Origin of the sequence: Nocardiopsis lambiniae (assembly GCF_031845465.1) — a bacterium.
GTDB lineage: Bacteria > Actinomycetota > Actinomycetes > Streptosporangiales > Streptosporangiaceae > Nocardiopsis > Nocardiopsis lambiniae.
Map to the genome: position 1 here is coordinate 64,177 of NZ_JAVREP010000021.1, position 25,800 is coordinate 89,976.

21 protein-coding genes and 1 other RNA gene are annotated in these 25,800 nt (G+C 70.2%); 6 read left to right on the top strand and 16 right to left on the bottom strand.

Annotated features, from left to right (window positions below):
- Positions 1–182 precede the first annotated feature (182 nt).
- Genes RM479_RS23100 through RM479_RS23110 form a run of 3 tightly spaced genes read right to left on the bottom strand, consistent with a single transcriptional unit; the run spans position 183 to position 3,743 of the window.
- Positions 183–323: a hypothetical protein gene (locus RM479_RS23100; protein WP_274808570.1), complete on the bottom strand. Its 141-nt coding sequence runs from the start codon at positions 321–323 to the stop codon at positions 183–185.
- Positions 323–2,137: a hypothetical protein gene (locus RM479_RS23105; protein WP_311513840.1), complete on the bottom strand. Its 1,815-nt coding sequence runs from the start codon at positions 2,135–2,137 to the stop codon at positions 323–325. Before RM479_RS23105 ends, RM479_RS23100 begins: the two co-directional genes overlap by 1 nt.
- Before the next feature lie 10 nt (positions 2,138–2,147).
- Positions 2,148–3,743, bottom strand: a complete 1,596-nt coding sequence (locus RM479_RS23110) for an SGNH/GDSL hydrolase family protein (RefSeq protein WP_311513859.1) — start codon at positions 3,741–3,743, stop codon at positions 2,148–2,150.
- Between the two features lie 546 nt (positions 3,744–4,289).
- On the opposite strand from RM479_RS23110, the gene RM479_RS23115 reads away from it, so the two are divergent.
- The gene (locus tag RM479_RS23115) at positions 4,290–5,195 is read left to right on the top strand and encodes a hypothetical protein (RefSeq protein ID WP_311513841.1); all 906 of its coding nucleotides are present in this window, start codon (positions 4,290–4,292) and stop codon (positions 5,193–5,195) included.
- A 56-nt stretch (positions 5,196–5,251) separates the two neighbouring features.
- Here RM479_RS23115 and RM479_RS23120 read toward each other — a convergent pair whose 3' ends face one another.
- Complete coding sequence (locus RM479_RS23120; RefSeq protein ID WP_311513842.1) at positions 5,252–5,767, bottom strand: NADPH-dependent FMN reductase; 516 nt, start codon at positions 5,765–5,767, stop codon at positions 5,252–5,254.
- A gap of 642 nt (positions 5,768–6,409) precedes the next feature.
- On the opposite strand from RM479_RS23120, the gene nagA reads away from it, so the two are divergent.
- Both nagA and RM479_RS23130 read left to right on the top strand, forming a co-directional pair.
- Positions 6,410–7,549, top strand: a complete 1,140-nt coding sequence (gene nagA / locus RM479_RS23125) for an N-acetylglucosamine-6-phosphate deacetylase (protein WP_311513843.1) — start codon at positions 6,410–6,412, stop codon at positions 7,547–7,549.
- A gap of 92 nt (positions 7,550–7,641) precedes the next feature.
- Positions 7,642–7,941 (top strand): hypothetical protein, encoded by a 300-nt coding sequence (locus RM479_RS23130; protein WP_311513844.1) that lies wholly within the window; start codon positions 7,642–7,644, stop codon positions 7,939–7,941.
- A 133-nt stretch (positions 7,942–8,074) separates the two neighbouring features.
- Here RM479_RS23130 and RM479_RS23135 read toward each other — a convergent pair whose 3' ends face one another.
- On the bottom strand, positions 8,075–8,380 hold the full coding sequence (locus tag RM479_RS23135; RefSeq protein WP_311513845.1) for a type II toxin-antitoxin system YoeB family toxin: 306 nt from the start codon (positions 8,378–8,380) through the stop codon (positions 8,075–8,077).
- Here RM479_RS23135 and RM479_RS23140 point away from each other — a divergent pair.
- Both RM479_RS23140 and RM479_RS23145 read left to right on the top strand, forming a co-directional pair.
- The gene (locus RM479_RS23140; protein WP_311513846.1) at positions 8,319–9,287 is read left to right on the top strand and encodes an aldo/keto reductase; all 969 of its coding nucleotides are present in this window, start codon (positions 8,319–8,321) and stop codon (positions 9,285–9,287) included. The genes RM479_RS23135 and RM479_RS23140 overlap by 62 nt on opposite strands.
- Positions 9,288–9,396: 109 nt before the next feature.
- On the top strand, positions 9,397–10,134 hold the full coding sequence (locus tag RM479_RS23145) for a helical backbone metal receptor (RefSeq protein ID WP_311513860.1): 738 nt from the start codon (positions 9,397–9,399) through the stop codon (positions 10,132–10,134).
- Here RM479_RS23145 and RM479_RS23150 read toward each other — a convergent pair.
- From RM479_RS23150 to RM479_RS23190, 9 genes are all read right to left on the bottom strand, one after another.
- Complete coding sequence (locus RM479_RS23150; RefSeq protein ID WP_311513847.1) at positions 10,112–10,894, bottom strand: class I SAM-dependent methyltransferase; 783 nt, start codon at positions 10,892–10,894, stop codon at positions 10,112–10,114. The two genes, RM479_RS23145 and RM479_RS23150, sit on opposite strands and share 23 nt — an antisense overlap.
- A 543-nt stretch (positions 10,895–11,437) precedes the next feature.
- Positions 11,438–11,810, bottom strand: a transfer-messenger RNA (tmRNA) gene (ssrA, locus tag RM479_RS23155).
- A 383-nt stretch (positions 11,811–12,193) separates the two neighbouring features.
- A complete protein-coding gene (locus tag RM479_RS23160; RefSeq protein ID WP_311513848.1) occupies positions 12,194–14,149 on the bottom strand; it encodes a penicillin-binding transpeptidase domain-containing protein in 1,956 nt (651 codons plus the stop codon).
- A 23-nt stretch (positions 14,150–14,172) separates the two neighbouring features.
- Positions 14,173–14,640 carry an SsrA-binding protein SmpB gene (gene smpB, locus RM479_RS23165; protein WP_274808580.1) on the bottom strand — a complete coding sequence of 156 codons (468 nt, stop codon included), beginning with the start codon at positions 14,638–14,640 and terminating at the stop codon, positions 14,173–14,175.
- Between the two features lie 73 nt (positions 14,641–14,713).
- Positions 14,714–15,625, bottom strand: a complete 912-nt coding sequence (gene ftsX / locus RM479_RS23170) for a permease-like cell division protein FtsX (RefSeq protein ID WP_274808581.1) — start codon at positions 15,623–15,625, stop codon at positions 14,714–14,716.
- An 83-nt stretch (positions 15,626–15,708) separates the two neighbouring features.
- Complete coding sequence (gene ftsE, locus RM479_RS23175) at positions 15,709–16,398, bottom strand: cell division ATP-binding protein FtsE (protein ID WP_017596794.1); 690 nt, start codon at positions 16,396–16,398, stop codon at positions 15,709–15,711.
- A 487-nt stretch (positions 16,399–16,885) separates the two neighbouring features.
- The gene (prfB, locus tag RM479_RS23180; RefSeq protein WP_311513849.1) at positions 16,886–18,004 is read right to left on the bottom strand and encodes a peptide chain release factor 2; all 1,119 of its coding nucleotides are present in this window, start codon (positions 18,002–18,004) and stop codon (positions 16,886–16,888) included.
- Between the two features lie 128 nt (positions 18,005–18,132).
- Positions 18,133–22,995, bottom strand: a complete 4,863-nt coding sequence (locus RM479_RS23185) for an NAD-glutamate dehydrogenase (protein WP_311513850.1) — start codon at positions 22,993–22,995, stop codon at positions 18,133–18,135.
- A gap of 348 nt (positions 22,996–23,343) precedes the next feature.
- Entirely contained in the window at positions 23,344–24,099 is a 756-nt protein-coding gene (locus RM479_RS23190; protein ID WP_311513851.1) for an HAD family hydrolase, read from the bottom strand.
- 225 nt (positions 24,100–24,324) lie between these two features.
- Here RM479_RS23190 and RM479_RS23195 point away from each other — a divergent pair, with 225 nt between their 5' ends.
- A complete protein-coding gene (locus tag RM479_RS23195; protein WP_311513852.1) occupies positions 24,325–25,167 on the top strand; it encodes an arylamine N-acetyltransferase family protein in 843 nt (280 codons plus the stop codon).
- A gap of 117 nt (positions 25,168–25,284) precedes the next feature.
- Here RM479_RS23195 and RM479_RS23200 read toward each other — a convergent pair whose 3' ends face one another.
- Together RM479_RS23200 and RM479_RS23205 are read right to left on the bottom strand one after the other, a co-directional pair.
- Positions 25,285–25,464 (bottom strand): DUF397 domain-containing protein, encoded by a 180-nt coding sequence (locus RM479_RS23200; protein WP_311513853.1) that lies wholly within the window; start codon positions 25,462–25,464, stop codon positions 25,285–25,287.
- Positions 25,465–25,466: 2 nt separating this feature from the next.
- Positions 25,467–25,800 (bottom strand): Scr1 family TA system antitoxin-like transcriptional regulator (locus tag RM479_RS23205; protein WP_311513854.1); only part of this gene is annotated, 334 nt, incomplete at its 5' end.

Consider the following 25,800-nt stretch of genomic DNA (forward strand, 5'->3'; position numbering starts at 1 on the left):
ATCGAATCGAACACGGAGAGCGATGGCGTGCGGGAAGAACGGTGCGCACGCCGAGCGGACCCATCGGCCGGACGTTGGTGGGGACGGGGGCGGTCGGGGCAGGGGACCGCCGGAAACGAGGGGACGGGTGGGCGCCCCGCTGGAGGCGAGGCGCCCGAAGGACCTCGTAGAACGCGGGCGGCCTAGCGGTCGCCGTAGTTGTAGAGGGTTTCGTTCACCGGTTCCGCGGTGGCGGTGGACTCGGTGGCGATGTTGGTGACCACCATGGCCGACCCGCCCGCCAGAGCCACACCGATCACGCAGGCGGCGATTACCTTGATCACTAGGGGATCTCCTTCCGCGCGCCCGGACCCCGTTCGGAGCCGGTGCGCTGGGAACCGAGACTAGAACCTGATCTAGCAATAGACCAGATGATTGCCCCAACTGTAACTAACCCCCCGGTAACTTCCAACCCCGAAATGTCGGATTCTTCGGCGTCAACCGGGGATTCCAGCACCTCCAAAAGGGTCATGTCAGCCCCTTCGACCACCACCGAGAACCCGTCCACCCCAGACCAGAACCGGTTATCGACCGGGGCGGAGACGGCCACGTGGCGCACGCCCAGAGCCGCCAGTTCCGCCCCGTCCAGTCGCTCGGGCATCCCCGTCACGGGATCGGGATCCAGGACCCGGGCCACCTCACGCGCCCGCGCGTCCTCGCCCTCCACCACCACGACCCCGCCGTCGGGGGTGCCCACCACCAGATCGTCGTTCCAGATGGTGCGTCGGTCGAAGAGCTTGGTGGCGGGATCGAGCACCACACCGGGCTCCCCCGACCAGTCGATCCCCCGGTAGGCGTTCCAGGGGAGCACCAGAACCGCCCCGGGGCGCTCGTCGGCGGCCACCGCCGCCTGCGCCTCCCGCCACGCGTCCGGGTACTCCACCGGCGCCAGCGCGCCCTGCGCCCCCCACCACAGGCCGAAGGACAGCAGCACCGGCAGCGCCGCCACCCCGGCGCCCGCCCCGAGTCCGACCGCCGCCCCGGCACCCCCCGCGCCCCCATCGGCCTCGGACCGGGCGGAGGGGAGGGTGAGCCAGTGCACGACGGCGCCCAGCCCCAGGGCCTGGAGGAGGGCGAGCGGGGCGACGTAGAGCTGGCCGTCGCGCAACGGGCCGAAGCCCGGCCACAGGTCGATGAGCGCGGCCGTGAACTCGCGCCCCGGGGCGGTGACGCCCAGGAGGGCGACGGCGAACCCGAGCACGGCCGCCACCGACAGCCCCGCGCCGAAGGCCGGCCGCTCCCGGTACAGCCACCACAGCCAGCCCGCCACGGCGGCCAGGCACAGGGCCAGGCGCAGCGCGACGAGCCCCGGGTCCCCGTGGTGCGTCGGCACGGCGTTGGCGTTCCACACACCGCCCAAGAGGAACAACGACCCCACGGTCCCCAAGGGGGTGTCGGCCCGGGGCGCGAACGCCTCGACACCCGCGGGGTCGGTCGCCGCCCCCGCGGCCCCCGCCGCCAACGACGGCACCAGCCAGGGCAGCGACACCACGGCCAGCGCCCCCGCGAACAACCCGGCCCGGCGCATTCCGCCGCGGCCCCAGAGGGCGACCGGACCGGCCGTCAGCGCGGTCAGGAGCACCGAGGAGAACCCGCCCACCGCCGCCGGGACCAGGGCCCGCAGCACACCCGCCGAGTACACGACGGGGCGTGCACGGCGCGCCGTCGCCGCCACCGCCCACGGCAACCCCGCGTACCCCAGCAGCATCGCCCACTGGCCGAGCAGTAGACGCTCGGCCACGAACGGGTTCCACACGTACGCCAGACCAGCGGCGGACGCGGCGACCAGCGCCCCCGCCCGGGACGAGCCCAGGGAGTCCGCCATCAGCCGCGCCGCGCCGGCCGCGCCGACGAGGAACACCGCCGCCAGCGCCAGGGACTGCACCAGGTCCCCCGGCACCACCGTCGACAACGCCGCCACCACGGCGTCGCTGGGCATCGCCCGTGGGAACCCGTCCGCTCCGCGCAGCACGGTGGGCAGCGAGAGGTCGGGAACGAAGACCATGTCGTAGCGCAGCACGTATCCGCGCCCCAGCGCGGGTCCCAGGGCGAACAGCGCCGTCACCGCGCCCACCGCCCACGGCAGCCATCGGGCCATGCGCGTCCCCCTACGGCCGGGTCGTCAAGATCGAGTCGGAGAACCCGCCCTCGACGTAATCACGGTAGGACCGCACGACGACCTCGTAATCGCCCGACACCGTCAGCGACCAGCGCGGGCCCTCCCCCGTGGTCCCCAGCGTCCGCCACCCGTCCCCGTGCTCGGGTCCGCGCGCGTCGCGTCGCTCGCACAGGACGCCGTCCGAGGCCGGCGGGACGGTCGGCGGCGTCGGTTCGGGCCCGGGTTCCGGCCGGGACGTCGGGGGCGGCTCGGGGACGGGCGGCGAGGGGTCGGGATCGCGTCCCCCGCCCGGCGGTGGTTCCGGCACCCCGTCATCGGGATCCCGGGACCCCCCGTCGACCGTGTCGTACGGAGGGCGGCGGTCGTCGGCGATCACGCAGTCCAGCGGTCGCACCCACACCTCGTAGTGGGTGGCGTCGTCCACCCGGTCCCACGCCAGGGTCGTCCCGTCGTCCTCAAGACGGATCCCCGTGGGCCCCGGCGGCGGGTCGTCGGACCACACCAGCTGAATCGGCTCGGAGGCGACCCCGGCGTCCCCACCCTTGAAGGGGATCACCGTGAACTCGTACCGGGCCCCGCTGAACAGGCCCTCCACCAGAGCGGATCGGTCCCGGCCGTCCGAGACGACCTCCAGCGGGAGCACGGTCTCCTCGTCCGGGTCGGGGGTCACCCGACGCTGCGTCACGCGGTAGTCGGTCGCTCCCGGCACCGTCTCCCAGGCGAGCAGCAGCCCCTCACCGGTCTCCTCCGGCTCCGGTTCGGGGGCGACCCGCGGCCCGACCTCCGCGTCGGGCAACGGACGCGGGTGGGCCGGGCCCACCCCGAGAGGGTTCGAGAGCGCGTCGGCGAACGCCGCGGCGATGCGCAGTTGGCCCCGCCCGTTGGGGTACGCCCCGTCCCAGTTGTCATGGGCGGGCGCGTACCCGTCGGCGACCCGGGCGATGACGACCGGCGAGGCCGCGGAGGTGAGGCGGCCGGCAAGGTCGACCACGCCCATGTTGAAACGGGCGATCTCGGAGTTGATCCGGTCGTCGTCGGGGGTTCCCTCGACGGGGGGCAGCTCCCCCACGACGAACCGTGTCTCCCCCCGCACCACGCGCACCGTGGAGACGGTCTCGCCGACCCCGGCGAGCGCGTGGTCGGCGCTCCCGCCCGCCATGATGTCCTCAAGACCGGCGAGCAGCAGCAGGTAGTGGGGCTCGTGCTCGGCGGCCTGACGGGAGACCTCGTCGGAGAGTTCCCCGGCCGAGTGCCCCCAGCGGGCGGCGTGGTCCCGGTCGAACGCGGGGTCGGCGTAGGTCTCGTCGCCGAACCCCTCCTCCTCCAGGTCGTACATGTCGTCGTAGGGTCCGACGAAGTCGAACTCGACCCGGTTCTCGTTGAGGTGCCGCCACAGGTGGTAACGCCAGGTGTGGTCGCCGCTGCTGCCCTGGGTGAGGGCGTCCCCGACGATCATCATCCGCAGTTCGCCCGAGGGCGGACCGGGCACGGGGAGGGGTTCTCCGACGGATTCGCCGTCGCTCCCGCCGAACCCCGGGGAAGCGGCCTGGATGAACAACAGGGTGACGGCCATGGCCGAGAGCATGATGCCGAGCAGGCCCAGGGGCCCGGGTTCGAAACGGGAGGGGCGGCTCCGATGGCGCCAGGAGGCCAGCCAGCGCCAGGTGAGGGTGCGCCAGCTCAGGTCCTGCCAGGTGAGGTCGCGCAGGGGGGCGAGGGCATCGGCGGTCCGCGCGCGCAGGGCGCCCCAGCATCGCGCGGGAACGGTGCGGAACCGGCCCCGCGCAGCACGCGGGTCGGCACCGCCCTCCCCGGAGGAGGACGCGGAGGTGTCCTCTTCGGGCTCACGTGGGTCCCGCACCGTGCCCCATTCCCACCGTCGCGCCGCAGACGATATCGGAACGTGTTCTACATCAACAAACGCCGCACCATCGACGCTCACCGTACATCGCGCGTGCGGCTGGCCACACCAGACTAGAACTGGTTATATGGAAGCCGTCAACCCGCGCACGCCCCATGGGGCGATGGGAGTGCCGTAGGGCACGACGTTAGCGGTACCCCGTACCGGACGGCGACCCGCCCCTCTCCTCACCGTCCCCGGCGGCCGTCCCCCGAGCCGAAAGGCGCCCCCGTGATCGGACTCGTGGTCGCCCTGTTGTCCGCCGTGGTCTACACCGTCGGCCTGACCGTGGAACAACGGGCGCTGCACGGCTCGGAGTCGATCTCGATCAACCGGCCCCTCCACCTGGCCCGCGTGCTGCTCGGCAACCCCCGCTGGGTGCTCGGCTGCGTGTTCGCCGCCCTGGGCAGCGTCGGGCTCATCGTCTCCCTGGGCCTGGCCCCGGTGTCGATCGTCCAGCCCGCCTTCGCCGCGGGCGTGGCCTGCGGCCTGCTCGTCATGACCCTGGTCCTGGGCGAGCGCATCACCCGCGGGGAGTACGTCGCCCTGGGGCTGATGCCGGTCGCGCTGGGCCTGCTGAGCCTGTCCACCGCCGACGGAGGCGAGACCGGAACGACCGCGCACACCCCGCTCCTGGTCACCGTCAGCCTGGTCACCGTGGTCGCCTGCGTCGTGGTGATGGCCGCCGTCGGCGGTCGGGGCCGGTACGTGTCGGCCGCGGCGATGGGCGCCGCCGCGGGCCTGGCCCAGGGCAGCGCCGGGCTCCAGGGCAAGGGGCTCGGCGGCCTGCTCGCCGACAACGGGCTGTGGGAGGCGATCGTCCCCGCGCTGCTCTCCCCGTTCCCCTACCTGTACGCCCTGGGCTGGGCGGTGGGGATCGTGCTGTTCCAGACCTCGATGCAGCGTGCCCGCGCCTCGATCACCGCGCCGGTGTCCAACGTCGTGGGCAACGTGTTCATGGTCGTGGTCGGCACGCTGGTGTTCGGGGAGAGCCTGCCCGAGGACCCGGCGCTGCTGGGACTGCGGGTGGGCGGTTTCGCGTTGACCCTGGTCGTGGTGGTCCTGGTGCGCGGCAACGTGGCCCGGGCCGAGGCCGACACCAGCCGCAAGCGCGCGGCAGCCCTGTCCGGGGACTGAGCACGGAGCACGCCGTCGGGGCCCCGACCGGGGGACCCCGACGGCGCGTACGCGGATCAGGCCGCGACGGAGACGGCCTGGCGCAGGCCGGGGGCGGCGATGTCGGCCCAGGCGCGCACGACGCTCTCGGGACGGCCGGTCTCGTCCTCGGACAGGATCAGACCGGGCTCGGCGACCCAGGCGCCCAGGTCGGCGAGGAGGATGCGCAGGTCCTCCTCGATGCCGTGGCTGTTGCGCAGGTCGTCGACGATCGCGAGGGGCACCGCGACGGTGTGGCCCAGCCCCAGCTCGGGCAGGCGGTCGAGGAAGACCTTGAGCAGTCCGGTGTAGGTGCCGTGCGCCTGCGGGGAGGCGACCAGGAGGACGTCGCTCTCGCGCACACGGTCCAGCGCGCCCTCGACGGCGGCGGAGGTCTCGGAGAGCAGTTCGGGTCCCAGGTCGCCGAGGTCGATGACCTCGGGGGCCTCGGTGACTCCGGCGCGGGCGGCCACCTCGGCGGCGGCGGCGAGTGCGGTGGAGCGGACGGAGGCGCGGGAGCGGGGGGCGGCGACGAGCACGGTGAAGCGGGTCATGCGAGACTCCTGGGTTCGGTCAGAGCGAGCCGGGATCGACCGGAGGAACCGTCGGGGTGGTCATCGGAATCGAAACCATCCCCGGCAGTGGGGATTGCGATGCGGTGACACCGGAGAGGACCGTCGTTCCTCTTACCGACACGGTGCGCGGACCTCGTCGTCCGGGACGTGACGTGTCGGGTCTGGCAAGGCTGCTCCTCGGACCGGGATACGGTCCGGGACCCAGAACTGGGAGAAGATGAGCGTCCGGTGTCTGCGAAGGGCGGGGCACGGGGTACACCCGTGGCGCGGGGCGCTGGCCCCGCTAGGCGCAGCTACGACAGAGCGCGCTCGCCTGCTGTCTGAGGTCGACGTGCAGGCGCTGGACAAGCAGCTCACCGGCGGACATGCCTCCATGATGGGGCGACGTGGCCGCTATCGTCAATGCGTACCGGCGACCCGCCTTGGATCCGCTCCGCCCCGGACCGGACGGTCCACCCTTCGGACAGGCGTCCCGAGGATCGGGATTTCCCAGCTCCGCAGGGGGTGTGCGGGTCGGAGAGGGGGCGCGCACCCCGTCTCCCGAAGGCCCGGTCACGCAAATGTAATGTGCGACACACGAACCCTCCGCACGGGGTGACGAAGCGAGAGAGAGCCACGAACATGGTGCACGACCCCGTCACGCTCACCGACGCGCGGGTGGTGACGCCCGACGGCGTTCACCGGGGCCGGATCCGGATCGAGAACGGCCGGATCGCCGCCTTGGAGCCGGATTCCCCACCCGCGACCGGCGAGGGCCGCGACCTGGGCGGGGCCTGGGTCGTCCCGGGTCTGGTCGACGTCCACGTGCACGGCGGCGCGGGGCACGCCTTCCCCGACGCCGATCCGGAGGGCGCCCTGGCCACGATCCGGTTCAACCGGGCCCGCGGGGTGACCGCGATGGTGGGCGGTCTGGTGGCCGCGACCCCGGAGGACACGGTCCGCCAGGTGTCGGCGCTGGCCGAGCTGTGCGACACCGGCGAACTGGCGGGCATCTACCTGGAGGGCCCGTTCATCGCCCGGTCCAGGTGCGGCGCGCACGATCCCGACCTGCTGCGGGACCCCGACACCTCCGAATTCGACGCCTGGTTGAAGGCGGGCCGGGGACACGTCCGCATGATCACGGTGGCGCCGGAGCTGCCGGGCGCGCTGGACCTGATCCGCGCGGCCGTCTCCTCCGGCGTGGTGGCGGCGGTCGGGCACACCGACGCCTCCTACGAGACGACGGTGGCGGCGGTGGACGCCGGCGCGACGGTGGCCACCCATCTCTACAACGCGATGCGCCCGCTGGGACACCGCGACCCGGGTCCGATCGCGGCGCTGCTCGGTGACGAGCGGGTGACCGTGGAGCTGATCATGGACAACGTGCACGTCCACCCGGGCGCGGCACGGCTGGTCTTCGCGGCGGCGGGCGCGGGACGGGTGTCGCTGGTCACCGACGCGATGTCCGCGACGGGACTGGGCGACGGCGAGTACACGCTGGGCGATCTGCGGGTGCGGGTGAGTTCCGGGGAGGCGCGCCTGGTGGAGACGGGCGCCATCGCCTCCAGCACGATCGTGCTGCCGCAGGCGGTGCGCAACGCGGTGGAGGGCCTGGGCGTGGACGTCCCGGCGGCGGTGCGTTCCGCGTCGTCGGTGCCGGCGGCGTCGCTGGGGCTGACCGATGCGGGCCGGATCGAGGTCGGCGGTCCCGCCGACCTCGTGGTGCTGTCCGAGGACCTCACGGTCGCGGACGTGATGTACCGGGGCTCATGGGTGACCTGACGGCGTGTCGCCCCAACGTTTCGTACTGGTTGTTCAACGCTGGGTGAGAATGACGGGAAGGGCTCCACGCCCGACACGAAAGGATCACCACCATGACCCAACCCAGACAGGAAGAGTCGGCCCGTGTGTCGTCCGAAGAGCGCGAGCACTTGGACAAACTAGCCGATGAGCTGTCCCGTTACGACGTCCGCGCGGACGTCGTGGACGAACACGGCCCCTGTCTGCGGGTGAGCAACCCGGCGTCCACCCTCGCGGTCGAGGACGTGATCTGTGAACGCCGGGAACACGACTACGCCTTCATCGCCTCCTTCGGCGTCCACCTGGGCAGTAGCGGCAGCCTCGGTGTCGCGGCCCACAAGATCGCCTGGCTGGTGGGAGCGACCGAGGCCTGAAGGGTCGACGGTGGGGCGGTGCCGTGCCGGCACCGCCCCACCGTGGTCCCGGGCCTTCCCGGCACGTCCCTTACGATGTAGATTCCGATTTGCGTCACTCGCCCACATATGACCGACCTGTTCGGGGGCACCGTCACCCGTAGTGGTACCGCGCCTGAACGATCCGCGCCTCGTCCTCGGTCACCCGGTGGACGACGCGCTGTTCGCGGGTGAACCGTCGCGAGCGGTACCCGGACGGGTCGCCCTTGAGCGGCTCCGGCCCGCCGACACCGAACGGGGTCGGCGCGTCTGTCCGGGGTGACGGTGGCCCCTTCCCTCGCACCGATCGGCGGTCTAGGGTGCGGCACGGACGCCACGCCGATGAGAAGGGCAGCCCCATGGAGCACGTCACGCTCGGCCGGACCGGACTACAGGTCTCCCCCGTCACCCTGGGCTGCATGAGCTACGGGGTGCCCGACCGGGGCGCCCACGACTGGAGCCTCGACGAGGAGGCCGCACGCCCGTTCGTCCGTCGGGCCGTCGAGGCCGGCATCAACTTCTTCGACACCGCCAACGTGTACTCCGACGGCACCAGCGAGGAGATCGTCGGCCGTCTGCTCAAGGAGTACGCGAACCGCGACGAGATCGTCCTGGCCACCAAGGTGTTCGGGCGCATGCGCCCGGGTCCCAACGGCGGCGGTCTCTCGCGCAAGGCGATCATGACCGAGATCGACCACAGCCTGCGCCGCCTGGGCACCGACCACGTCGACCTCTACCAGATCCACCGCTGGGACCCGGGGACGCCCGTCGAGGAGACGGTCGAGGCGCTGCACGACGTGGTCAAGGCGGGCAAGGCCCGTTACGTGGGCGCCTCCTCGATGTACGCCTGGCAGTTCGCCAAGGCCCTGAAGGTCGCCGAGCTGAACGGCTGGACCCGGTTCGTCAGCATGCAGAACCACTACAACCTGCTCTACCGCGAAGAGGAGCGGGAGATGCTGCCGCTGTGCGCGGACGAGGGCATCGCCGTCCTGCCGTGGAGCCCGCTGGCGCGCGGTCTGCTCACGCGCGCATGGGGCACCGAGACCGCCCGCAGTCGAGGCGACGTCTTCGGCGGCACCCTCTACCGCGACGAGGACCACCGGATCGTCGACGCGGTCGGGACGATCGCGAAGGAGCGGGACGTGCCCCGGGCCCGGGTCGCCCTGGCCTGGGTGGCGCACAACCCGGTGGTCACCTCGCCGATCGTCGGGGACACCCGACCCCACCACCTGGAGGACGCGATCGCCGCCCTGTCCCTGGAGCTGACCGACGACGAGGTCGCGGAGCTGGAGCGTCACTACACCCCGCGCCCGATCGCCGGCCACTGATGTCGCACCGGGAACCTTCGTGGAACGGCGGACCGGAGAGGAGACCCCCGGTCCCCTCGCGGTTCCGTCGGCGCACCGGCAGCCCGGCCGATCACCCGGGACGGCGCTCCTGAACCCCGTCGACGACCTCGGCCACCCGGTCCCCCTCCCGGACCGGGTGCGCCGGGTCGTGTCCCTGGTCCCGTCGCTGACCGAGGCGCTGGCCGCCACCGACCCCGGGATCCTGGTGGGCGTCACCGTCTGGTGCCCGGCCGACCCGGCCGTGGAACGGCTGCGCGGCACCAAGAACCCGCACCTGCGGCGGGTCATCGAGCTGGCACCCGACCTGGTCGTCGCCAACAAGGAGGAGAACCGGGAACGGCACGTACGAGAGCTGCGCGCGGCCGGCGTCCCCGTGTGGGTGACCGACATGCGCACCGTCCCGGGCGCGCTGGCCTCCCTGCGGCGTCTGCTCTCGGCCTGCTCACCCACCGACCCGGGCTGGCTCGCCGAGGCCGAACGGATCTGGGCGGCCCCCGCGCCCGCGATCGGCCTCCGGGTGGCGGTGCCGATCTGGCGGGATCCGTGGATGTTCGTGGGCGCCGACACCTACGCCGACGACGTCCTGACCCGGTTGGGCGCGATCAACGTGTGCGCGGACCGCGCGCGCTACCCTCGGGTTCCCCCCGAGGAGATCGACGCCGACCTGGTGCTCCTGCCCGACGAGCCCTACCGGTTCGGCCCGGACGACGGCCCGGAGGCGTTCCCCGGAACACCGTCGATCTGTATCGAGGGCCGCGACCTCACCTGGTACGGCCCGGCGATGATCGCCGCCAGGGAGCGCCTCACCGCCGCTCTGGCACGGTGACGCGGATCTTGGACTGTCCGTGCGGCAGTTCCTCCCAGTCCGCCATGAAACGGGCGCTCAGCCCGTGCTTCTCGGCCAGGGCGACGAGCGTCTCCGTGCGGTAGTAGAAGTCCTCCCGCAGCACGTGGTGCTCGGCGCCCTCGGTCCGGTCGAAGGTGAAGTCGAAGAACCCGCCCGGGGCCAGCACCCTTCCCACGTGGGCCAGGCACTCGTCGATGACCTCGATCGGTGAGTGGGAGAACACGCTGTGGGCGTGCACGACGTCGAAGCGCCCCTCCGGCAGGAAGTCGAAGGTCAGGTCCCGGACCAACGTCAGATGGGGCAGTTTGGCCTGGAGTCGCCGCTCGCTGAGCGTCTCCTTCGCGGCGATGAGGATGTCGGGGGAGATGTCGATCCCGTAGTAGCCGCCCGCGTCCAGATGATCGATGAACCGCCATCCGGCACGCAGGTTGCCGCAGCCGATCTCCAACAACCGGTGCTCCGGTCGCAGCCCGTGCCCCACCAGGTAGTCGAACTGCATCCGGCCCAGTTCCAGCCACCGCTCCTCGTTGCGACTGCCCACCGCCGCCTTGGGGTCCCGAGCGGCGTCGTCGGCCATCACCGCGCGGTAGTAGGAGACGTGATCACGGTGGCGCAGACGCAATCCCAGGTCACGGGCCGACCGGCGCAGGTAGGGCGCCACTTTTCCGGGGTTGCGCAGCGCGTAGCGGACCTTGTGCAAGAGGGAGGCGCGGTTGCGGTCCAAGGGAGCGGCGGTCATGCGGGGGTCCCATCGTGAGGGGCGGAGAGCCTCCCGAGGGTACCCACCCGCTCCCCCGAACGACAGGGGGTGACCGCTTCCGATCCCTCGAATGCGGGGGCTCGGGGGTCTCCCCCCGGTGGGCATGACGAAGGGCGACCTCTGCGAGGCGGCCGTAGGCCCCCGAGCAGAATCGCCCCGAACAGAATCACCCCCTGCGGGCGCAGCGCGTACCACGATGCAACACCACGCACCGCACAGGGCCCCGATACCCACCACCGCGACCCCAGGGGGTCACCACGGGGGGCTCGGGGGGTCTCCCCCCGGTGGGAATGACGAAGGGCGACTTCTGCGAGGCGGCCGTAGGCCCCCGAACAGAATCGCCCCACACGGGCACAGCCCGTACCACGATGTCACGACCCACACAGCAGAGGGCCCCGATACCCACCACCGCGACCCCAGGGGGTCACCACGGGGGGCTCGGGGGGTCTCCCCCCGGTGGGAATGACGAAGGGCGACTTCTGCGAGGCGGCCGTAGGCCCCCGAGCAGAGTCGCCCCGAGTCGAGTGGAGGTGGCGGGAATCGAACCCGCGTCCTTCGATGACGGGCCAGAGCTTCTCCGGGTGCAGTCTGTAGTATCGCTCTACTCGGCCCCAGCGCTTGTACAGACACATCGCTGACGGGCCCAGCCACGAAAATGTCCCACTCGGGCCCCGTGGCCTGATCCGAGCGGTGAGTCATCTGGCTGATGCCGGACCCCGGGCCGATGACGAGCCCGGACCGACAGAGTCGCTATCGCTTAGGCAGCGAGAGCGAACTCAGTGCGCTTGGAATTGGCACTTGTGTTTATCGTGAATGCAGGATTAACGAGGTCACAAACACAACCCTCGACCCGCTTCCCCTGGAACGCCGACCGAAGTCGAAACCGATCACCCCCTGTGAAGTTGTCAAGGCTCCTCCGGTCGTGACCGGTGTCGCCCGCAACGAGCGGCGGACCACTCGTGTGTTCGCCACTCTACCGGTTCAACGCGATGGGGTCCACGTGAATTCCCGTCCGGGGCGATGTGTTCCCGAACAGGGAGAAACCCCCGCGGGGCGGACTCCAGAGTCGTCTACGCTCACCCGCGGGGGCCGGTCGGCAGGGTCGGGCCGACCGTTGGAAACCGGCAGGATCTCCCCCGAGATGAGGTCCTGCCTCACACACCGGCCCGCTACCCCCTGTCGCGGTGCCAGGTACACGGGAAGACGCGGGCGGTCCTCCCGAAGGTTGCGGGAGGACCGCCCGTTTTACCCCACCAGAGGGCTTTCTGTACGCCGTGCTTACCAGCCGGTCTCCTCGACCGCGTTGAGGTCCGCCTCTTCGAGCGGCGCATCGGCCGGAGCCTCGGGGAGCCCCTGGGCCATGCCGGAGAGGAAGGACTGCGCGGCCATGACCCCGTACTGCGCCATCATGGTCTGGGCCGGCTCGACCTCGGCCAGGACCGCGAAGGCCACGTTCCCCTGGTAGCCGACGAACCAGTGCAGCGCGGTCTCCCCCTGCTCGGTGCGCACGGCCTGCCCGTACACCTCGCCCTCACCGACACCGATGGTCAGTTCGGGCATCCGCTGGACGACGGCCTCGCGCAGACCCTGACGGATGATCTGTAGGTCGGCCTCGGACGGAGCCCCGCCCTCACCGGCGGAGGGGGTGTCCCCGCGCACCAGCAGCGGCGCGTGCGGGGTGCCGTCCGCGACGGTGGCGGCGGCCAGGGCCATCGACAACGGGCTGACCCGTACCCCGTGCTCGCCGATCATGGCGGAGGCGAGTTCGACCTCGTCGTCACCGATCTCGATCTCACCGGCGGAGGCCGGGACGGCCAGTTGCCAGTCCTGACCGATACCGAGCCGCAGGGCGCTCTCGGCGAGCGCGTCGGCGCCCACCTCCTCGCCCAGGCCGGCGAAGCCGACGTTGCAGCTGAAGGCGATGTTGCGGACGAGGTTGGGGTCGAAGCTCAGCGAACCGCCGCTGGGATTGGTGAAGGTCTGCCCGCCGATCTCGACGCTCGGCACACAGGGCACCTCGCTCGTCGGGGTCGCCGCGCCGCTCTCCAGTGCGGCCAGGGCGGCCACCATGCCGAAGGTCCCGCCGGGCTTGTAGGAACCGGTGAGGGCGCCGTCGTCGGCGGTGTCGTCGGAGGCGTTGGCCGCCGCCAGGATTTCGCCGTTGGTGGTGTCGACCGCCACCAGGTAACCGTTGCCGGGCATCCCGGTGAGCGCGTTCTCCGCGGCCCGCTGGACACCGACGTCCAGGGTGGTCTCGATGACCCCGCTGCGGTCGCCCTCCCACGCCTCCAGGACGCCGGTGATCTCACCGTCGGCGTCCAGGGTGACGACCTGCGTGGTCGCCGATCCCGCCAGTTCGTGCTGGAAGATGTTCTGGAGGCCGCTCAGGCCGACGGTGTCGCCCGCCTGGTACGGGCCGGGCACCCGGGAGGAGACCCGGTGCTCCGCGGTGCCGGCGACCTCGCCCAGCAGGAACGGGGCGACCTGCGGGGTGAGGTTGATCTCCACCTCCTGCACGTCCGCGCCGGGGATGCGGCGGATGTCGGACAGCAGTCCCTGATTCACGCTGGAGTCGCGCATGAGCACCAGCGGCTGGAACTGTTCCGGCGGTGCCGAGCGCACCCGGTTGAGCAGCGGGGCGGGGTCCTCATCCAGGAGTTCGGCGAGTTCGGTGACCCCGGTCTCCCTGTCCTCCATGTCGGCGGGTATCACCCCGAAGGCGGTCACCCGGTCCGCGGTGACCAGGGGCTGCCCGGAGCGGTCGAGGATCTGACCGCGCTCCTGGGTCTCGTAGCTGACCGCGAGCCGCTCGTCGTCGCTCAGGTCGGGGTGCAGGACGCTGGGGGACCAGGTGATCCGCCAGCCGTCCGGGCCCCACGCCAGCGGCATCCGGCCGGTGTAGTCCCAGGTCGGGTCGCCGATACCGAGGTCGGCGTGGGCCGAGAACTCGGCGGTGGCGTTCTCCTTGTCGTCCCGGGAGATGGGGCCGAGCCCGAACCGCAGGGAGGCCAGATCGAGCTGTTCCCGCATCTCCACGAGGGACCGCTCCACCTCCTCGGGGTCACCGTCGGTGTAGCGGGCGGCCGTGGCGTGGTCCCCGTCCTGCCAGGCGAGCAGGAATGACCTGACCGCCACCTCGGGACTGGGGTCGGGTGTGCACGCGGCCAGGGTGGTGGCGAGGAGCAGGGCGCTACCGGCGGCCGTGATCTTGCGGCCTGAGGGACGGGGGGACACCGTGTGTGTTCCTTTCGGGCGCCTCATCGGTTGCGGCGGCGGAGCGCGCGTTCCATATCCCGCTTCGCCTCGCGTTCGGCGATGTCTTGGCGCTTGTCGTACTCGCGCTTACCGCGCGCCAGAGCGATCTCGACCTTGACCCGCCCGTCGCTGAAGTACAGGGACAACGGGACCAGTGTGTACCCGGGCTCCCGGGTCTTGCCGATGAGCCGGGAGATCTGCGCGCGATGCAGGAGTAGCTTACGCGATCGCCGGGACGCGTGGTTGGTCCAGGTTCCCTGGGAGTACTCCGGGATGTGCACGTTCTCCAGCCACACCTCACCGTCCCCGATGTGCGCGAAGCCGTCGACGAGGGAGGCCCGCCCCTCTCTGAGCGATTTCACCTCGGTACCGGTGAGGACGAGCCCCGCCTCGTAGGTCTCGTCGATGTGGTAGTCGTGCCGGGCACGCCGATTCTGCGCGATGAGCTTGTGCCCGGTTTCCCGTGCCACAGAGTCGTCCCTTCAATACGTCCGGGGGGCACGTGGCCCCCCGGTTGGTCGTGTCCGTCCCCGACGGCCCGCGTCAGACCTTGAGGTACCGGCGCAGGGTGAGGAAGGAGGTGACGGTGCACAGGAGCACACCGAGGATCATCGAGACACCGATGACGTACATGAGCGAACCGGTGCCCAGGGCGATGTCGAACTGGAACCAGTCCTCCACACGGGTGAGCAGCGTGAACCGGGTGGCCACGATGAACCCGGAGGCGATGAGACCACCGGCGAGACCGGCGATGGCGCCTTCGAGGAGGAACGGCAGCTGGATGTAGAAGTTCGAGGCACCGACCAGACGCATGATGCCCGTCTCGCGGCGGCGGCTGTAGGCCGACAGGCGGATGGTGTTGCCGATCAGCAGCGCGGCCGCGGCCAACTGCACACCCGCGACCAGCAGCGCGGCCCACTTGAGGCCGTCGAGGAGATCGAAGAACTGTTCGAGCACCCGCTGGTCGTTGGAGATCGAGTCGACGCCGGCGCTACCCTCGACGGCGGCCCGGACGGTGTTGTAGTACTCCGGGTTGGTGAGCTGCACCCGGAAGTTGTCCGGGATGTCGCCCTCCTGGGCGGCGGCGGCCAGGGCCTCGTTGGAGGAGCCCAGTCGCTCCTGGAAGTCCTGCCAGGCCTCGGCGGCGGTCAGGTACTGGACGTCCTGGACCTGCTCCATCCCCGTCAGCTTGGCCTCAAGCGCCTCCCGGTCCTCCTGGGTGGCGGGCCCGTTGTCCTGACAGGTCTCGGTCGGCGAGATCTCGTTGCACATGTAGATGGTGAGCGTGATCCGCTCGTCCCAGTAGTTGCGCATCTCGGAGACCTGCTGGTTGACCAGCAGGCCGGCGCCGAAGAGAGCCAGTGAGATGGCCACCGTGGTGATGACCGCGATGGTCATCGTCAGGTTCCGACGCAGGCCGATCCACGTCTCGGAGAGAACGAATTGTGCTCGCATGATCTGTTAAAGGTCCATCCTTGGGTGGTTCGCCGCGCCGGTCCCCGCAGCGGTGTGGGCCGCCCGGCGCCGGGCGCCAGAGGTCAGTACGCCTGGCCGTAGACGCCGCGCGTCTGGTCGCGCACCACCAGGCCCTCTTCAAGCTCGATCACGCGCTTGCGCATCGAGTCGACGATGGCGGCGTCGTGGGTCGCCATGACGACGGTGGTGCCCGTGCGGTTGATCCGGTCCAGGACCTTCATGATGCCGATGGAGGTGGCCGGGTCGATGTTGCCGGTGGGCTCGTCGGCCAGCAGGATCTGCGGGCGGTTGACGAAGGCACGGGCGATGGCCACGCGCTGCTGCTCACCACCGGAGAGCTCGCCCGGCATGCGACCGGCCTTGCCCTCCAGGCCGACCAGCTCGACGACCTCGGGAACGACCTTGCGGATGAACCTGCGCGGCTTGCCGATGACCTCCAGGGCGAACGCGACGTTCTCGAAGACGTTCTTGTTCGGCAGCAGCCGGAAGTCCTGGAAGACGCAGCCGATGCGGCGGCGCAGGTGCGGGACCTTCCAGTTGGACAGGCGCGCGAGGTCCTTGCCGGCCACGTGCACACGGCCCTTGTCGGGCTTCTCCTCCTTGAGGACCAAGCGGAGGAAGGTCGACTTGCCGGAGCCGGAAGGACCGACCAGGAAGACGAACTCGCCCTTGTCTACGTCAATGGAAACGCCGTCGAGCGCGGGGCGCTTCTGGGTCGGATAGACCTTGGTGACGTTATCGAAGTGGATCACAGGCGCATCACAAGGTTCTCGAAGGTATGGGTACCCGCGGCGGAGAGGACTCCGCGCGGGGATCGTACCGGCCGCATGGCCAACCGACAGTGTAGAGGGGGCCGGGGCCCGGATGGTCCAGGCCGCGTCGCACCCGAAGATTCCGTGCACTATCGGACAACAGCCACGAGCATATCGGAGGTGTCAACCGATGATAACGTTCACATATAGCCGTTTCGGTAAAACCACGGAGTCGTGAGCATCACCTTTGGGATACAACCACGACATTCTCCCCCACGCCACTCACCTGCGGCGTCCGTGTCGGCACCCAGAGTGCACCCGCCGCAGGCCGACGCGGAGGCGACCCGGACATTACAGGGAGAAGGTCCTCATTCTCCCGACGCTCCGCCGCCCCCGATGAGAGAGCGGAACGGCCGGGGCCCACGCATTACAGGGAGAAGGTCCCCGATTCGCGCGGCCGTGCCCCGGCCGATGTCCACGTCGTGACTCAGGCGTCCTCGGCGCGCTCGCGGCTGCGCATCCAGCGGATCTCCGCGTCGATGAACTCGTCGATCTCGCCGTCCAGGACCGCCGTCGTGTTACCGGTCTCCATACCGGTGCGCACGTCCTTGACGCTCTGGTAGGGCTGCAACACGTAGTTGCGCATCTGGGTGCCCCAACTGCTCACGGAGTCGCCGCGGATCTCGTCGAGCGCCGCCCGCTCCTCCTCGCGCTTGCGCGCCAGCAGCTTGGCCTGGAGCATCGACATCGCGGTCGCCTTGTTCTGGAGCTGGGACCGCTCGTTCTGGCAGGACACCACGATGTTGGTGGGCAGGTGGGTGATGCGCACCGCCGAGTCGGTGGTGTTGACGCCCTGACCACCGGGACCGGACGACCGGTACACGTCGATGCGCAGCTCGGTCTCGTCGATGTCGATGTGGTCGCTCTGCTCCACCATCGGGACGACGTCCACACCGGCGAAGGAGGTCTGACGCCGGTTCTGGTTGTCGAACGGGGAGATCCGCACCAGGCGGTGAGTGCCGTGCTCGCCGCGCAGGGTGCCGTAGGCGAACGGCGACTTGACCGCGAACGAGGTGGACTTGATGCCCGCCTCCTCCGCGTAGGAGGTCTCGTAGATCTCCGTGGGGTAGCCGTGGCGCTCGGCCCAGCGCAGGTACATCCGCTGGAGCATCTGCGCCCAGTCCGCGGCGTCCACGCCGCCCGCCTGGGAGTTGATGGTGACGATGGCCTCGCGCTCGTCGTGCGGACCGTTGAGGAGGGTGCGCACCTCCAGCTCGCCGATCTCCTTGCGGAGCTGTTCGAGCTCGCGGTCGGCCTCGGCCTTGGTGTCGGCGTCGTCCTCGCCCTCGGCCAGTTCGTAGAGCACACCGAGGTCGTCGAGCCGCTGCCCGATGCCCCCGATCTTGTCGACCATGGACTCCAGGCTGGAGAGCTCACGCGTCACCTTCTGCGCGTTGCCCTGGTCGGCCCACAGCTCGGGGTCGGCGGACTGCTCGCGCAGCTCGGCGATCCGGGTGCGCATCTCCTCCAGGTCCAACACGGCGGAGACACTCGCCAGGGTCGCCGCGAGGTCCTTGATCTTCTCTGCTGGGTCCAGTTCTGCCACGGACCCCAGTGTAGGCCCCCGCCCCGGACCACCCGTCATCGGAAACGGCGACCGGGGCCGCTCGAAGGAGCGGCCCCGGTCGTCCCCTCACTCCGCGGGAACCGGAGCGAAGGCCCGAAGGGACGGGGTCACTCGACCAACAGGCGGAAGGAGCGCAGTGCCACCGACAGGGTGGCCAGGTCGAAGCGCTCGTTCTCCTGGATCTCCGACAGGGTGATCCCGGCCTGCTGGATCGTCTGCCGGTTCTGGTCGAACCAGGCGCCCACCAGTTCATCGATGGAGTCGTCCGGCGCACCGGACTCCAGCACCCGGGCGGTGACGTCGGCGTGCGCCTCGTACAGGTCGTCGCGCAGCGCGCCGCGCGCCATCGTGCCCCACCGGTCATCGCGCGGAAGATCGATGATCCGCTCACGCCACCAGCTGATGTTGAGCCGGTCGGCCAGCTCGAAGTACAGCTCGGCGACCCGCTCGACCGGACGTCCGGTGCGGTGCGCGATCTCCACCAGGTCCAGGGTGGAGTAGGCGGGGACCATGGCCGCGACCCGCTCGGCGAGTTCGGCGGGCACGCCCTGGGCGGTGTAGCGGTCGCGCCGCTCGACGAAGGCCTCGCGGTCGCGTCCGCGCAGCAGGTCCACGAGCCGGCCCAGGACCTCGCCGACGCCCTCGCCGAAGAACCCGATCTCGCTGCGGATGTCGAACGGGAAGGTGCGGTTGCGCAGCAGCCACCGGGCGGAGCGCTCGGCGAGCTTGCGGGTCTCCAGCAGCAGGGTGAGCCGGATGTCCACCGAGATGCCGTGGTCCGGTTCCTCCACCCGGCTCCAGAACTCCTGGAGGCGCAGCACCTCCTGCGCGACCAGGTAGGCGCGGGCGATGTCGGCCGCGCTGGATCCCAGTTCCTCGTTGAGACGGAACGCGAAGGTCAGCCCGGAGCGGTTGACCATCTGGTTGACGACCTGGTTGACGATGATCTCCCGACGCAGCGGGTGGGTGGCCACCGCCTCGGCGAACCGCTCGGTGCGCAGCGGTGTCGGGAAGTACCCGACCAGGGTGTCGGCCAGGTAGGGGTCGTCGGCCAGGTCGGACAGGCCGATCTGCTCCTTGAGGCTGATCTTGGTGTAGGACAGCAGCGTCGCGAACTCGGGGCCGGTCAGCCCCCGGCCGGCGGCCCGGCGTTCCGCGATCGCCTTGTCGGAGGGCAGGTCCTCCAGCTTGCGCTTGAAGACCTTGGTGCGCTCCAGGTGGCGCATGTAGCGACCGTGGACGTGCAGCATCTGGTGGGCCTGCTTGCGGGCGACGCCCAGCACCGTGTTCTGCGCGTAGTTGTTGTCGAGGACCAGTTCGGCGACCTCGTCGGTCATGCCGATGAACAGATCGTCGCGCTCGGCGGCGCCGAGGGAGCCGTCGCGCACCTCGCGGTCGAGCATGATCTTGATGTTCACCTCGTGGTCGGAGGTGTCCACGCCGGCCGAGTTGTCGATGGAGTCGGTGTTGACCCGACCGCCCTCACGGGCGAACTCGATGCGGGCGGGCTGGGTGAGACCCAGGTTGCCGCCCTCGCCCACGACCTTGACGCGCAACTCGGTGGCGTCGACGCGGACCTGGTCGTTGGCCTTGTCCCCGACCTCGGCGTGCGTCTGGGACGAGGCCTTGACGTAGGTGCCGATGCCGCCGTTCCACAGCAGGTCGGCCGGTGAGGTGAGGACCCGGCGGATGAGCTCGTCCGGGGTCAGAGCGGTGATCTCCTCCTCGATGCCCAGGACGGACCGGACCTGAGGGGTGATCGGCACCGACTTGGCGCTGCGCGAGTGGACGCCGCCGCCCTCGGAGATCAGCGCCGGGTCGTAGTCCTCCCAGGTGCTGCGCGGGAGCTCGAACAATCGCCTGCGCTCCACCCAGGAGGTGTGCGGGTCGGGGTCCGGGTCCAGGAAGACGTGCCGGTGGTCGAACGCGGCGATCAGCCTGATCCGCTGCGAGAGCAGCATGCCGTTGCCGAAGACGTCACCGGACATGTCACCGACGCCGATGACGGTGAAGGGTTCGCTCTGGACGTCGACGCCCATCTCGCGGAAGTGGTACCTGACCGACTCCCAGGCGCCGCGGGCGGTGATCCCCATGGCCTTGTGGTCGTAGCCGACCGAACCGCCGGAGGCGAAGGCGTCGCCGAGCCAGAAACCGCGTTCCTTGGAGATCGCGTTGGCGATGTCGGAGAACGTCGCGGTGCCCTTGTCGGCGGCCACCACCAGGTAGGAGTCGTCACCGTCGTGCAGGACGGTGCGCTCGGGGTGGACGATGCGCCCCTCGACCAGGTTGTCGGTGACGTCGAGCAGACCGCTGATGAAGTCCTTGTAGCAGGAGACGACCTCGGCCATGACCTGTTCGCGGGTGCCGCCCTCGGGCAGGCGCTTGCAGACGAACCCGCCCTTGGCGCCGCTGGGGACGATCACCGAGTTCTTCACCATCTGGGCCTTGACCAGGCCGAGGATCTCCGTGCGGAAGTCCTCGAACCGGTCCGACCAGCGCAGACCGCCGCGGGCGACCGGACCGAAGCGCAGGTGGACGCCCTCGACACGCGGCGAGTAGACGTACATCTCGAACCTCGGACGCGGCTGCGGCAGGTCCGGGATCTTCTGCGGGTCGAGCTTGAGGACCAGGTAGGGGTGGCCCTGGTAGTGGTTGGTGCGCAGGGTCGCGTTGATCGCGGCGAGGAACGACCGCAGGATGCGGTCGTGGTCCAGGCTGGCCACCGACTCCAGTTCGCCCTCGATCTTGTCGACGATGGTCCGGGCGCGCTCCGCGCGGTCCTCGTCGGACCGGTCGGGATCGAACCGGGTCTGGAACAGGTCGATGAGCATCGCGGCGATCCCGACGTTGCCGACGAGGACGTCGGCCAGGTAGTCGGGGCTGAAGGTGGAGCCGGTCTGGCGCAGGTACTTGGCGTAGGCGCGCAGGACGGTGAGCTGTCGCCAGTCGAGGCCCGCGCGGACCACCAGGGCGTTGAAGCGGTCGGACTCGCCCAGACCCTGCCAGGAGGCGTCGAAGGCCTCCTCGAACAACTCCTTGAGGCGGTCGTCGGGCAGTTCGGAGGTGGGAACGGGACCCAGGCCGAAGTCGTAGATCCACACCCGGCCGACGTCCTGCACGGTGATGTCGTAGGGCCACTCGTCGATGACCTCGACGCCCAGGTGCTCCAGGACCGGCAGGACCCGGGACAGGAAGATGGGCTCGCCGACGCGGTAGACGCGGAACCGCCAGTCGCCCTCGGGGCGCCGGTACAGGTTCGCGGAGAAGGCGCCGTGGCGTTCGCCGGGATCGGTGCGGCCCAGCAGGGACTCCAGGGCGCCGATGTCGGCGGCGGCGACCTCGGGCTGGTTGTCGACCTTGTAGGCCTCGGTGAGGCCGGAGCCGTACCGGTCCTTGTACTCGGTGGCCTTGTCGGGTCCGAAGGCGTCGGTGAGTGCGTCGTCGAAGTCGGAGTCCCAGGAGCGGGCCGCCCTGCGGACCTTCTCCTCCAGGGCGATCTGGTCGATGTCGGCCAGGGTCTCGCCGTGGCGGGCGCGCGCCACCAGGTAGAGACGGGCGAGCGGGGCGGCGCCGATCATGACGTTGTGGTCCATGGTCGCGCCCTGGAAGGCGTCGGCGAGGACCTTCTGGATCTCCAGGCGCACGCGGGTGCTGTACTCGTCGCGCGGCATGTACACGAAGCAGGACATGTACCGGCCGCCGTAGGGGTCGCGGCGCATGAACAGCTTGGTGCCGCGGCGGTCGCGCAGGCGCATCACGCCGCGGACGATGCCGTAGAGCTCGCCCACGGGGATCTGGAGGAGCTCCTCCCGGGGGAAGGTCTCCAGGAGTTCGACGAGGTCGCGGCCGTCGTAGCTGTCGGCCTCGAACCCGGCGAAGGCCAGGACCTCGGCCTGCTTGCGGCGCAGGATGGGGATCTGGGCGATGCCCGTGGTGTTGGCCTGGGGGGTGAACAGCCCGAGGAAGCGGCGCTCGCCGATGATGTTGCCCTGGGCGTCGAACTTCTTGACGCCGATGTAGTCCAGGTACTTGGGGCGGTGCACGGTGGAGTGGGAGTTGGCCTTGGTGAGCACCAGGATGTAGGGCTCGCGGGCCTTGCCGCGGATCTCCGGGGGCAGGACGGCGAAGCTGGTGGAGGCCGGGGAGTCCATGCGCAGGACGCCGAGGCCGGTGCCGGGCTCGGGGCGCAGGGCGTCGTCACCGTTCTCGTCGGTGACCAGGGAGTACTCGCGGTAGCCCATGAAGGTGAAGTGGCGGCCGGCGACCCAGCGCAGGAAGTCGACGCTCTCGCCGATCTCGCGGGCGTCGACACCGCCGGCGACGAGACGGTCGGGGTAGGCGGCGAGTTCGTCGGCGATCCGGATGGCGCGGTCGCCCATCTTGGCGGCGTCCTCGTCCACGTAGCGGACGTCGTTGAGGACGGACTCGACCCGGTCGGTGATCTCCTTGATCCGTTCGGGGTCGGTCTGCCGGTCGATCTCGATGTGCATCCAGGACTCGTCGATGGGCAGCAGGCCGTCGCCGCCGATCTCCGGGTCGACCTCGCGGAGGTTCCCCTCCAGGTCGCGGCCGACGGTCATCTGGGGGTGGATGATCAGGCGGACACCCGCGTTGAGGTCGCGCAGCGCCATCGTCACCGACGAGACCAGGAACGGCGCGTTCTCGGTGACGGTCTCCACGACGCTGGTCTGGAGTTCCCAGCCGTCGCGGTCGACGGAAGGGGTGTACACGCGGACCTTGGCGCGGCCCGGCCGGCGTTGGGAACCGAAGGCGCGGTGCGCCTCGGCGGCACCGCAGACCTGTTCGGGGGTGCGTCCGCCGATCTCCTCCGGGTCGGTGTGCCGGTAGTAGAGGGGGAGGAATCGACGGACGGCGTCGGCCTCCTCGGCGCTGAGCCGCGCGCCTGGGGACCACTTGATCGCCGCCTCGGCGAGCAGCTTCTGGAAGGTGCCGTCGGATTGCCCGGACATGTGTCTATCTCACTCCTTTGTGAGCAACTTCGCACGAGCGCTGTGGGATCACCCGGTCATGTGCCCTGTGAATCCCTGAGCTGATGTGTGATTTTTCGTGAGACCGCCGGGCCGCGAGAGGCCCGGGAGTCCGTGTCGTGGTGGTGTGCCTGTGCGCACAGGCTGGAAGAAGGAGGCTTCAGACCCCATTGTCACTGCCTCGTCCAAGAACACAGGCTACTGGTTTTCCTGTGAGAGGACAGGAGCAACACCGTTAACCGATGGTTACGGACTGTTAGAAACGGATTGCGACAGTCGGTGGCGATGTACAGGAGGATCACCTCGACCCGGTCGGGAGCGTGAGCGTCGTTATCGAGCCGTTGTCGAATCGGTCGTGGCCTGGTGGACGGCGGACATCACCGCGCGGGGGTCCGTGAGGTCGGGCAGGATGAGCCGCGCGCCCGCCTCGCGCAGCTGTCCCTCCGTCGTGGGGCCGTTGAGGACCCCGACGGGCACGGCCCCGCCAATGAGGGCGGCCCGCACGTCCGGAACGTTGTCGGTGAACAGCACCGTCTCGGAGTCGGCGAACATCCGCTCCGCCGCGTGGAGGCGGATCGACTGGATGAGGGTGGACTTCGGGTAGTTGACCGAACCGTACCCGCCGACCCCGAGGTTCACATAGGCGTCCAGACCGAACGCCACCAGTTTGGCGGTGGCCACCTCGCGAGGGCTACCGCTGACCACGGTCTGGAGGGTGTCGGGCATGGCCGCCACGGCCGCCAGCGAGGCGGCGGCCCCGGGCATCACCCTGCCCTTGGCGGCCAGTTCCCCGACGCGGGCCTCGAAGGCGGTCTCCAGGCCGGAGAGGAACTGGGAGAGGGTGTCGACGTCGGGCTCGATGTCGACGTAGTTGCGGGCGCAGAACTCGAAGAACATCTCGGAGTCGGTACGACCGGCGGTCGAGGTCAGGTAGACCAGCGGCTCACCGGTGACCTTCTCGAAGGCCTCGGCGTAGGCGGCCCGCATGACCCGGCCGACGTCGAGGAGCGTGAGGTCGATGTTCCATAGCACCAGGCGGCTGATGGCGAACTCCTCGGGTGATGCACGGCAGTCGGACCCCACCATTGTGCCGCACGGGCGTTTCCGGTGGAAAACCCCCGTCCGGGACCGGCCACGGGGTCCGTGCGCGCGGCGCGGCCCGGAACGGGGGCCGGTGGGGAGCACGAGCGGTCCCGGGACCCGGCCCGGATCGGGACCGTCTGAAATATTCCGGCATGGAACCTTTGATGGTCTTTCGGGAACGCGCGACGGCGGAGCCGCGCTGCAACGGTGGACGAGAGGAGATCCATCGTGAGCATCGCGCACGAACCCTGGGGCGTCGAGGCCCTGGACCTGGCGGCCTACCTGGACCGGGTGGGGGTACCGGAGCAGCGACCGGACGAGGGGTACCTGGAGCGACTGTACGAGGCGCACATCAGGACGTTCCCCTTCGAGACCGTCGACGCGTTCCTGGGCAGACCCCCGGCGGTCGACCTGCCGGGAGTGCAGGAGAAGTTCCTGGGCGGGGGCCGGGGCGGCTACTGCTTCGAACACGGGGTGCTGTTCGCCGCGGCGCTGGAGCGGCTGGGCTACGAGGCTCACCGGCGCCTGGGCACGGTCGGCCCGGCGGGGGAGAACGCCCGGACGCACCTGCTGGTCGAGGTGGTGCTCGACGGCCGGCGGCTGCTGGCCGACCCGGGGTTCGGGTCGGGCATGCGACGGCCGGTCGAGCTGAGGGACGGGGCTCGGAGCACCGGGGGCGGGATGACCTTCGGGATCGCCCGGGTACCCCGGGGGAGGTCACGGGGGTGGGAGCTGCGCAAGCTGCGCGGCGGTTCCTGGGACCCGCTGCACGTGACCCACGAGTCCGATGTGCACCCGGTGGACCTGGTCGCGGGAAACCACTTCGTGGCGACGCACCCGGACTCGGTGTTCCAGAGGATGCTGGTGGTGACGGGCTTCCTGCCGGACGGGAGCCACGCGAGCCTCACCCACGCGTCGGTGACCCTCCGCGCCCCGGACTCCCCCACCCGGCACGAGGCGCTGACCCCCGTCGACCTGGACCCCTGGCTGGAACGTGTGGGTGTGCGCCTGTCCGACGACGACCGCGCCCTCCTGCACAAACGCCTCGCGGAACTCCCCGCCGCCCCGTGACACGCCGGATCACGCGCCCCCGCCCACCGTGAGGTGAGCGGGGGCCGGCCCTGCATGCGCGGGGATCACGTCAACGGCCTGGGGAAACCCGGGATGTCGTCTTCCGGAGACCGACGTTCAGGGGGCCTCGGCGGCCACGAGGCGGGCGAAGGCGGTCCACTCGGCGGCCCCGAGCGGGAGGAAACCCGACTCGGGGTGCTTGGAGTCGCGGATGGCGGCACCGGTGGGGAGGTCGGCGACCTCCACACAGTTCTCATGTCCTGAGGAGTAGGAGGACTTACGGAACTCCAGCAACATGATCAGACTCGCTTGTCGTGCTCGGCGGCGATGGAACCAATGAGGTCAAGCGACCCTTGAGGATCCAAGGCCAGGTTCTGGAGGGAATCAAAGATCAGAGCGTGCTGGTCGAAGTAGTCGCCATCCTCGATGTAGAGGGTCTCCACGCCGGTCGTGATGGAAACGATCCCTGGCTCCGGCCTTGGGAAATCGTACAAGGTGAAGGCGCCATCGATCGCTGGGTGGGCTCCTGCCTCATCTGGCAGGGCAAGGACCGTCACCTTGTAGTGAGCGGCCATACCGATCAGGAAACGCAGCTGTTCAGCCATCACAGCGCAAGAACCGACCACCTTGCGC

Coding starts and splice junctions, on each gene's coding strand:
- RM479_RS23130 (WP_311513844.1), top strand. CDS start 7,642: ATGACCCAACCCAGACAGGAAGAGTCGGCCCGTGTGTCGTCCGAAGAG.
- RM479_RS23150 (WP_311513847.1), bottom strand. CDS start 10,894: ATGACCGCCGCTCCCTTGGACCGCAACCGCGCCTCCCTCTTGCACAAG.
- RM479_RS23140 (WP_311513846.1), top strand. CDS start 8,319: ATGGAGCACGTCACGCTCGGCCGGACCGGACTACAGGTCTCCCCCGTC.
- RM479_RS23110 (WP_311513859.1), bottom strand. CDS start 3,743: ATGCTCTCGGCCATGGCCGTCACCCTGTTGTTCATCCAGGCCGCTTCC.
- RM479_RS23185 (WP_311513850.1), bottom strand. CDS start 22,995: ATGTCCGGGCAATCCGACGGCACCTTCCAGAAGCTGCTCGCCGAGGCG.
- RM479_RS23120 (WP_311513842.1), bottom strand. CDS start 5,767: ATGACCCGCTTCACCGTGCTCGTCGCCGCCCCCCGCTCCCGCGCCTCC.
- ftsX (WP_274808581.1), bottom strand. CDS start 15,625: ATGCGAGCACAATTCGTTCTCTCCGAGACGTGGATCGGCCTGCGTCGG.
- nagA (WP_311513843.1), top strand. CDS start 6,410: ATGGTGCACGACCCCGTCACGCTCACCGACGCGCGGGTGGTGACGCCC.
- RM479_RS23135 (WP_311513845.1), bottom strand. CDS start 8,380: ATGCAGCCCAGGGTGACGGGGGAGACCTGTAGTCCGGTCCGGCCGAGC.
- RM479_RS23190 (WP_311513851.1), bottom strand. CDS start 24,099: ATGGTGGGGTCCGACTGCCGTGCATCACCCGAGGAGTTCGCCATCAGC.
- RM479_RS23105 (WP_311513840.1), bottom strand. CDS start 2,137: ATGGCCCGATGGCTGCCGTGGGCGGTGGGCGCGGTGACGGCGCTGTTC.
- RM479_RS23200 (WP_311513853.1), bottom strand. CDS start 25,464: ATGTTGCTGGAGTTCCGTAAGTCCTCCTACTCCTCAGGACATGAGAAC.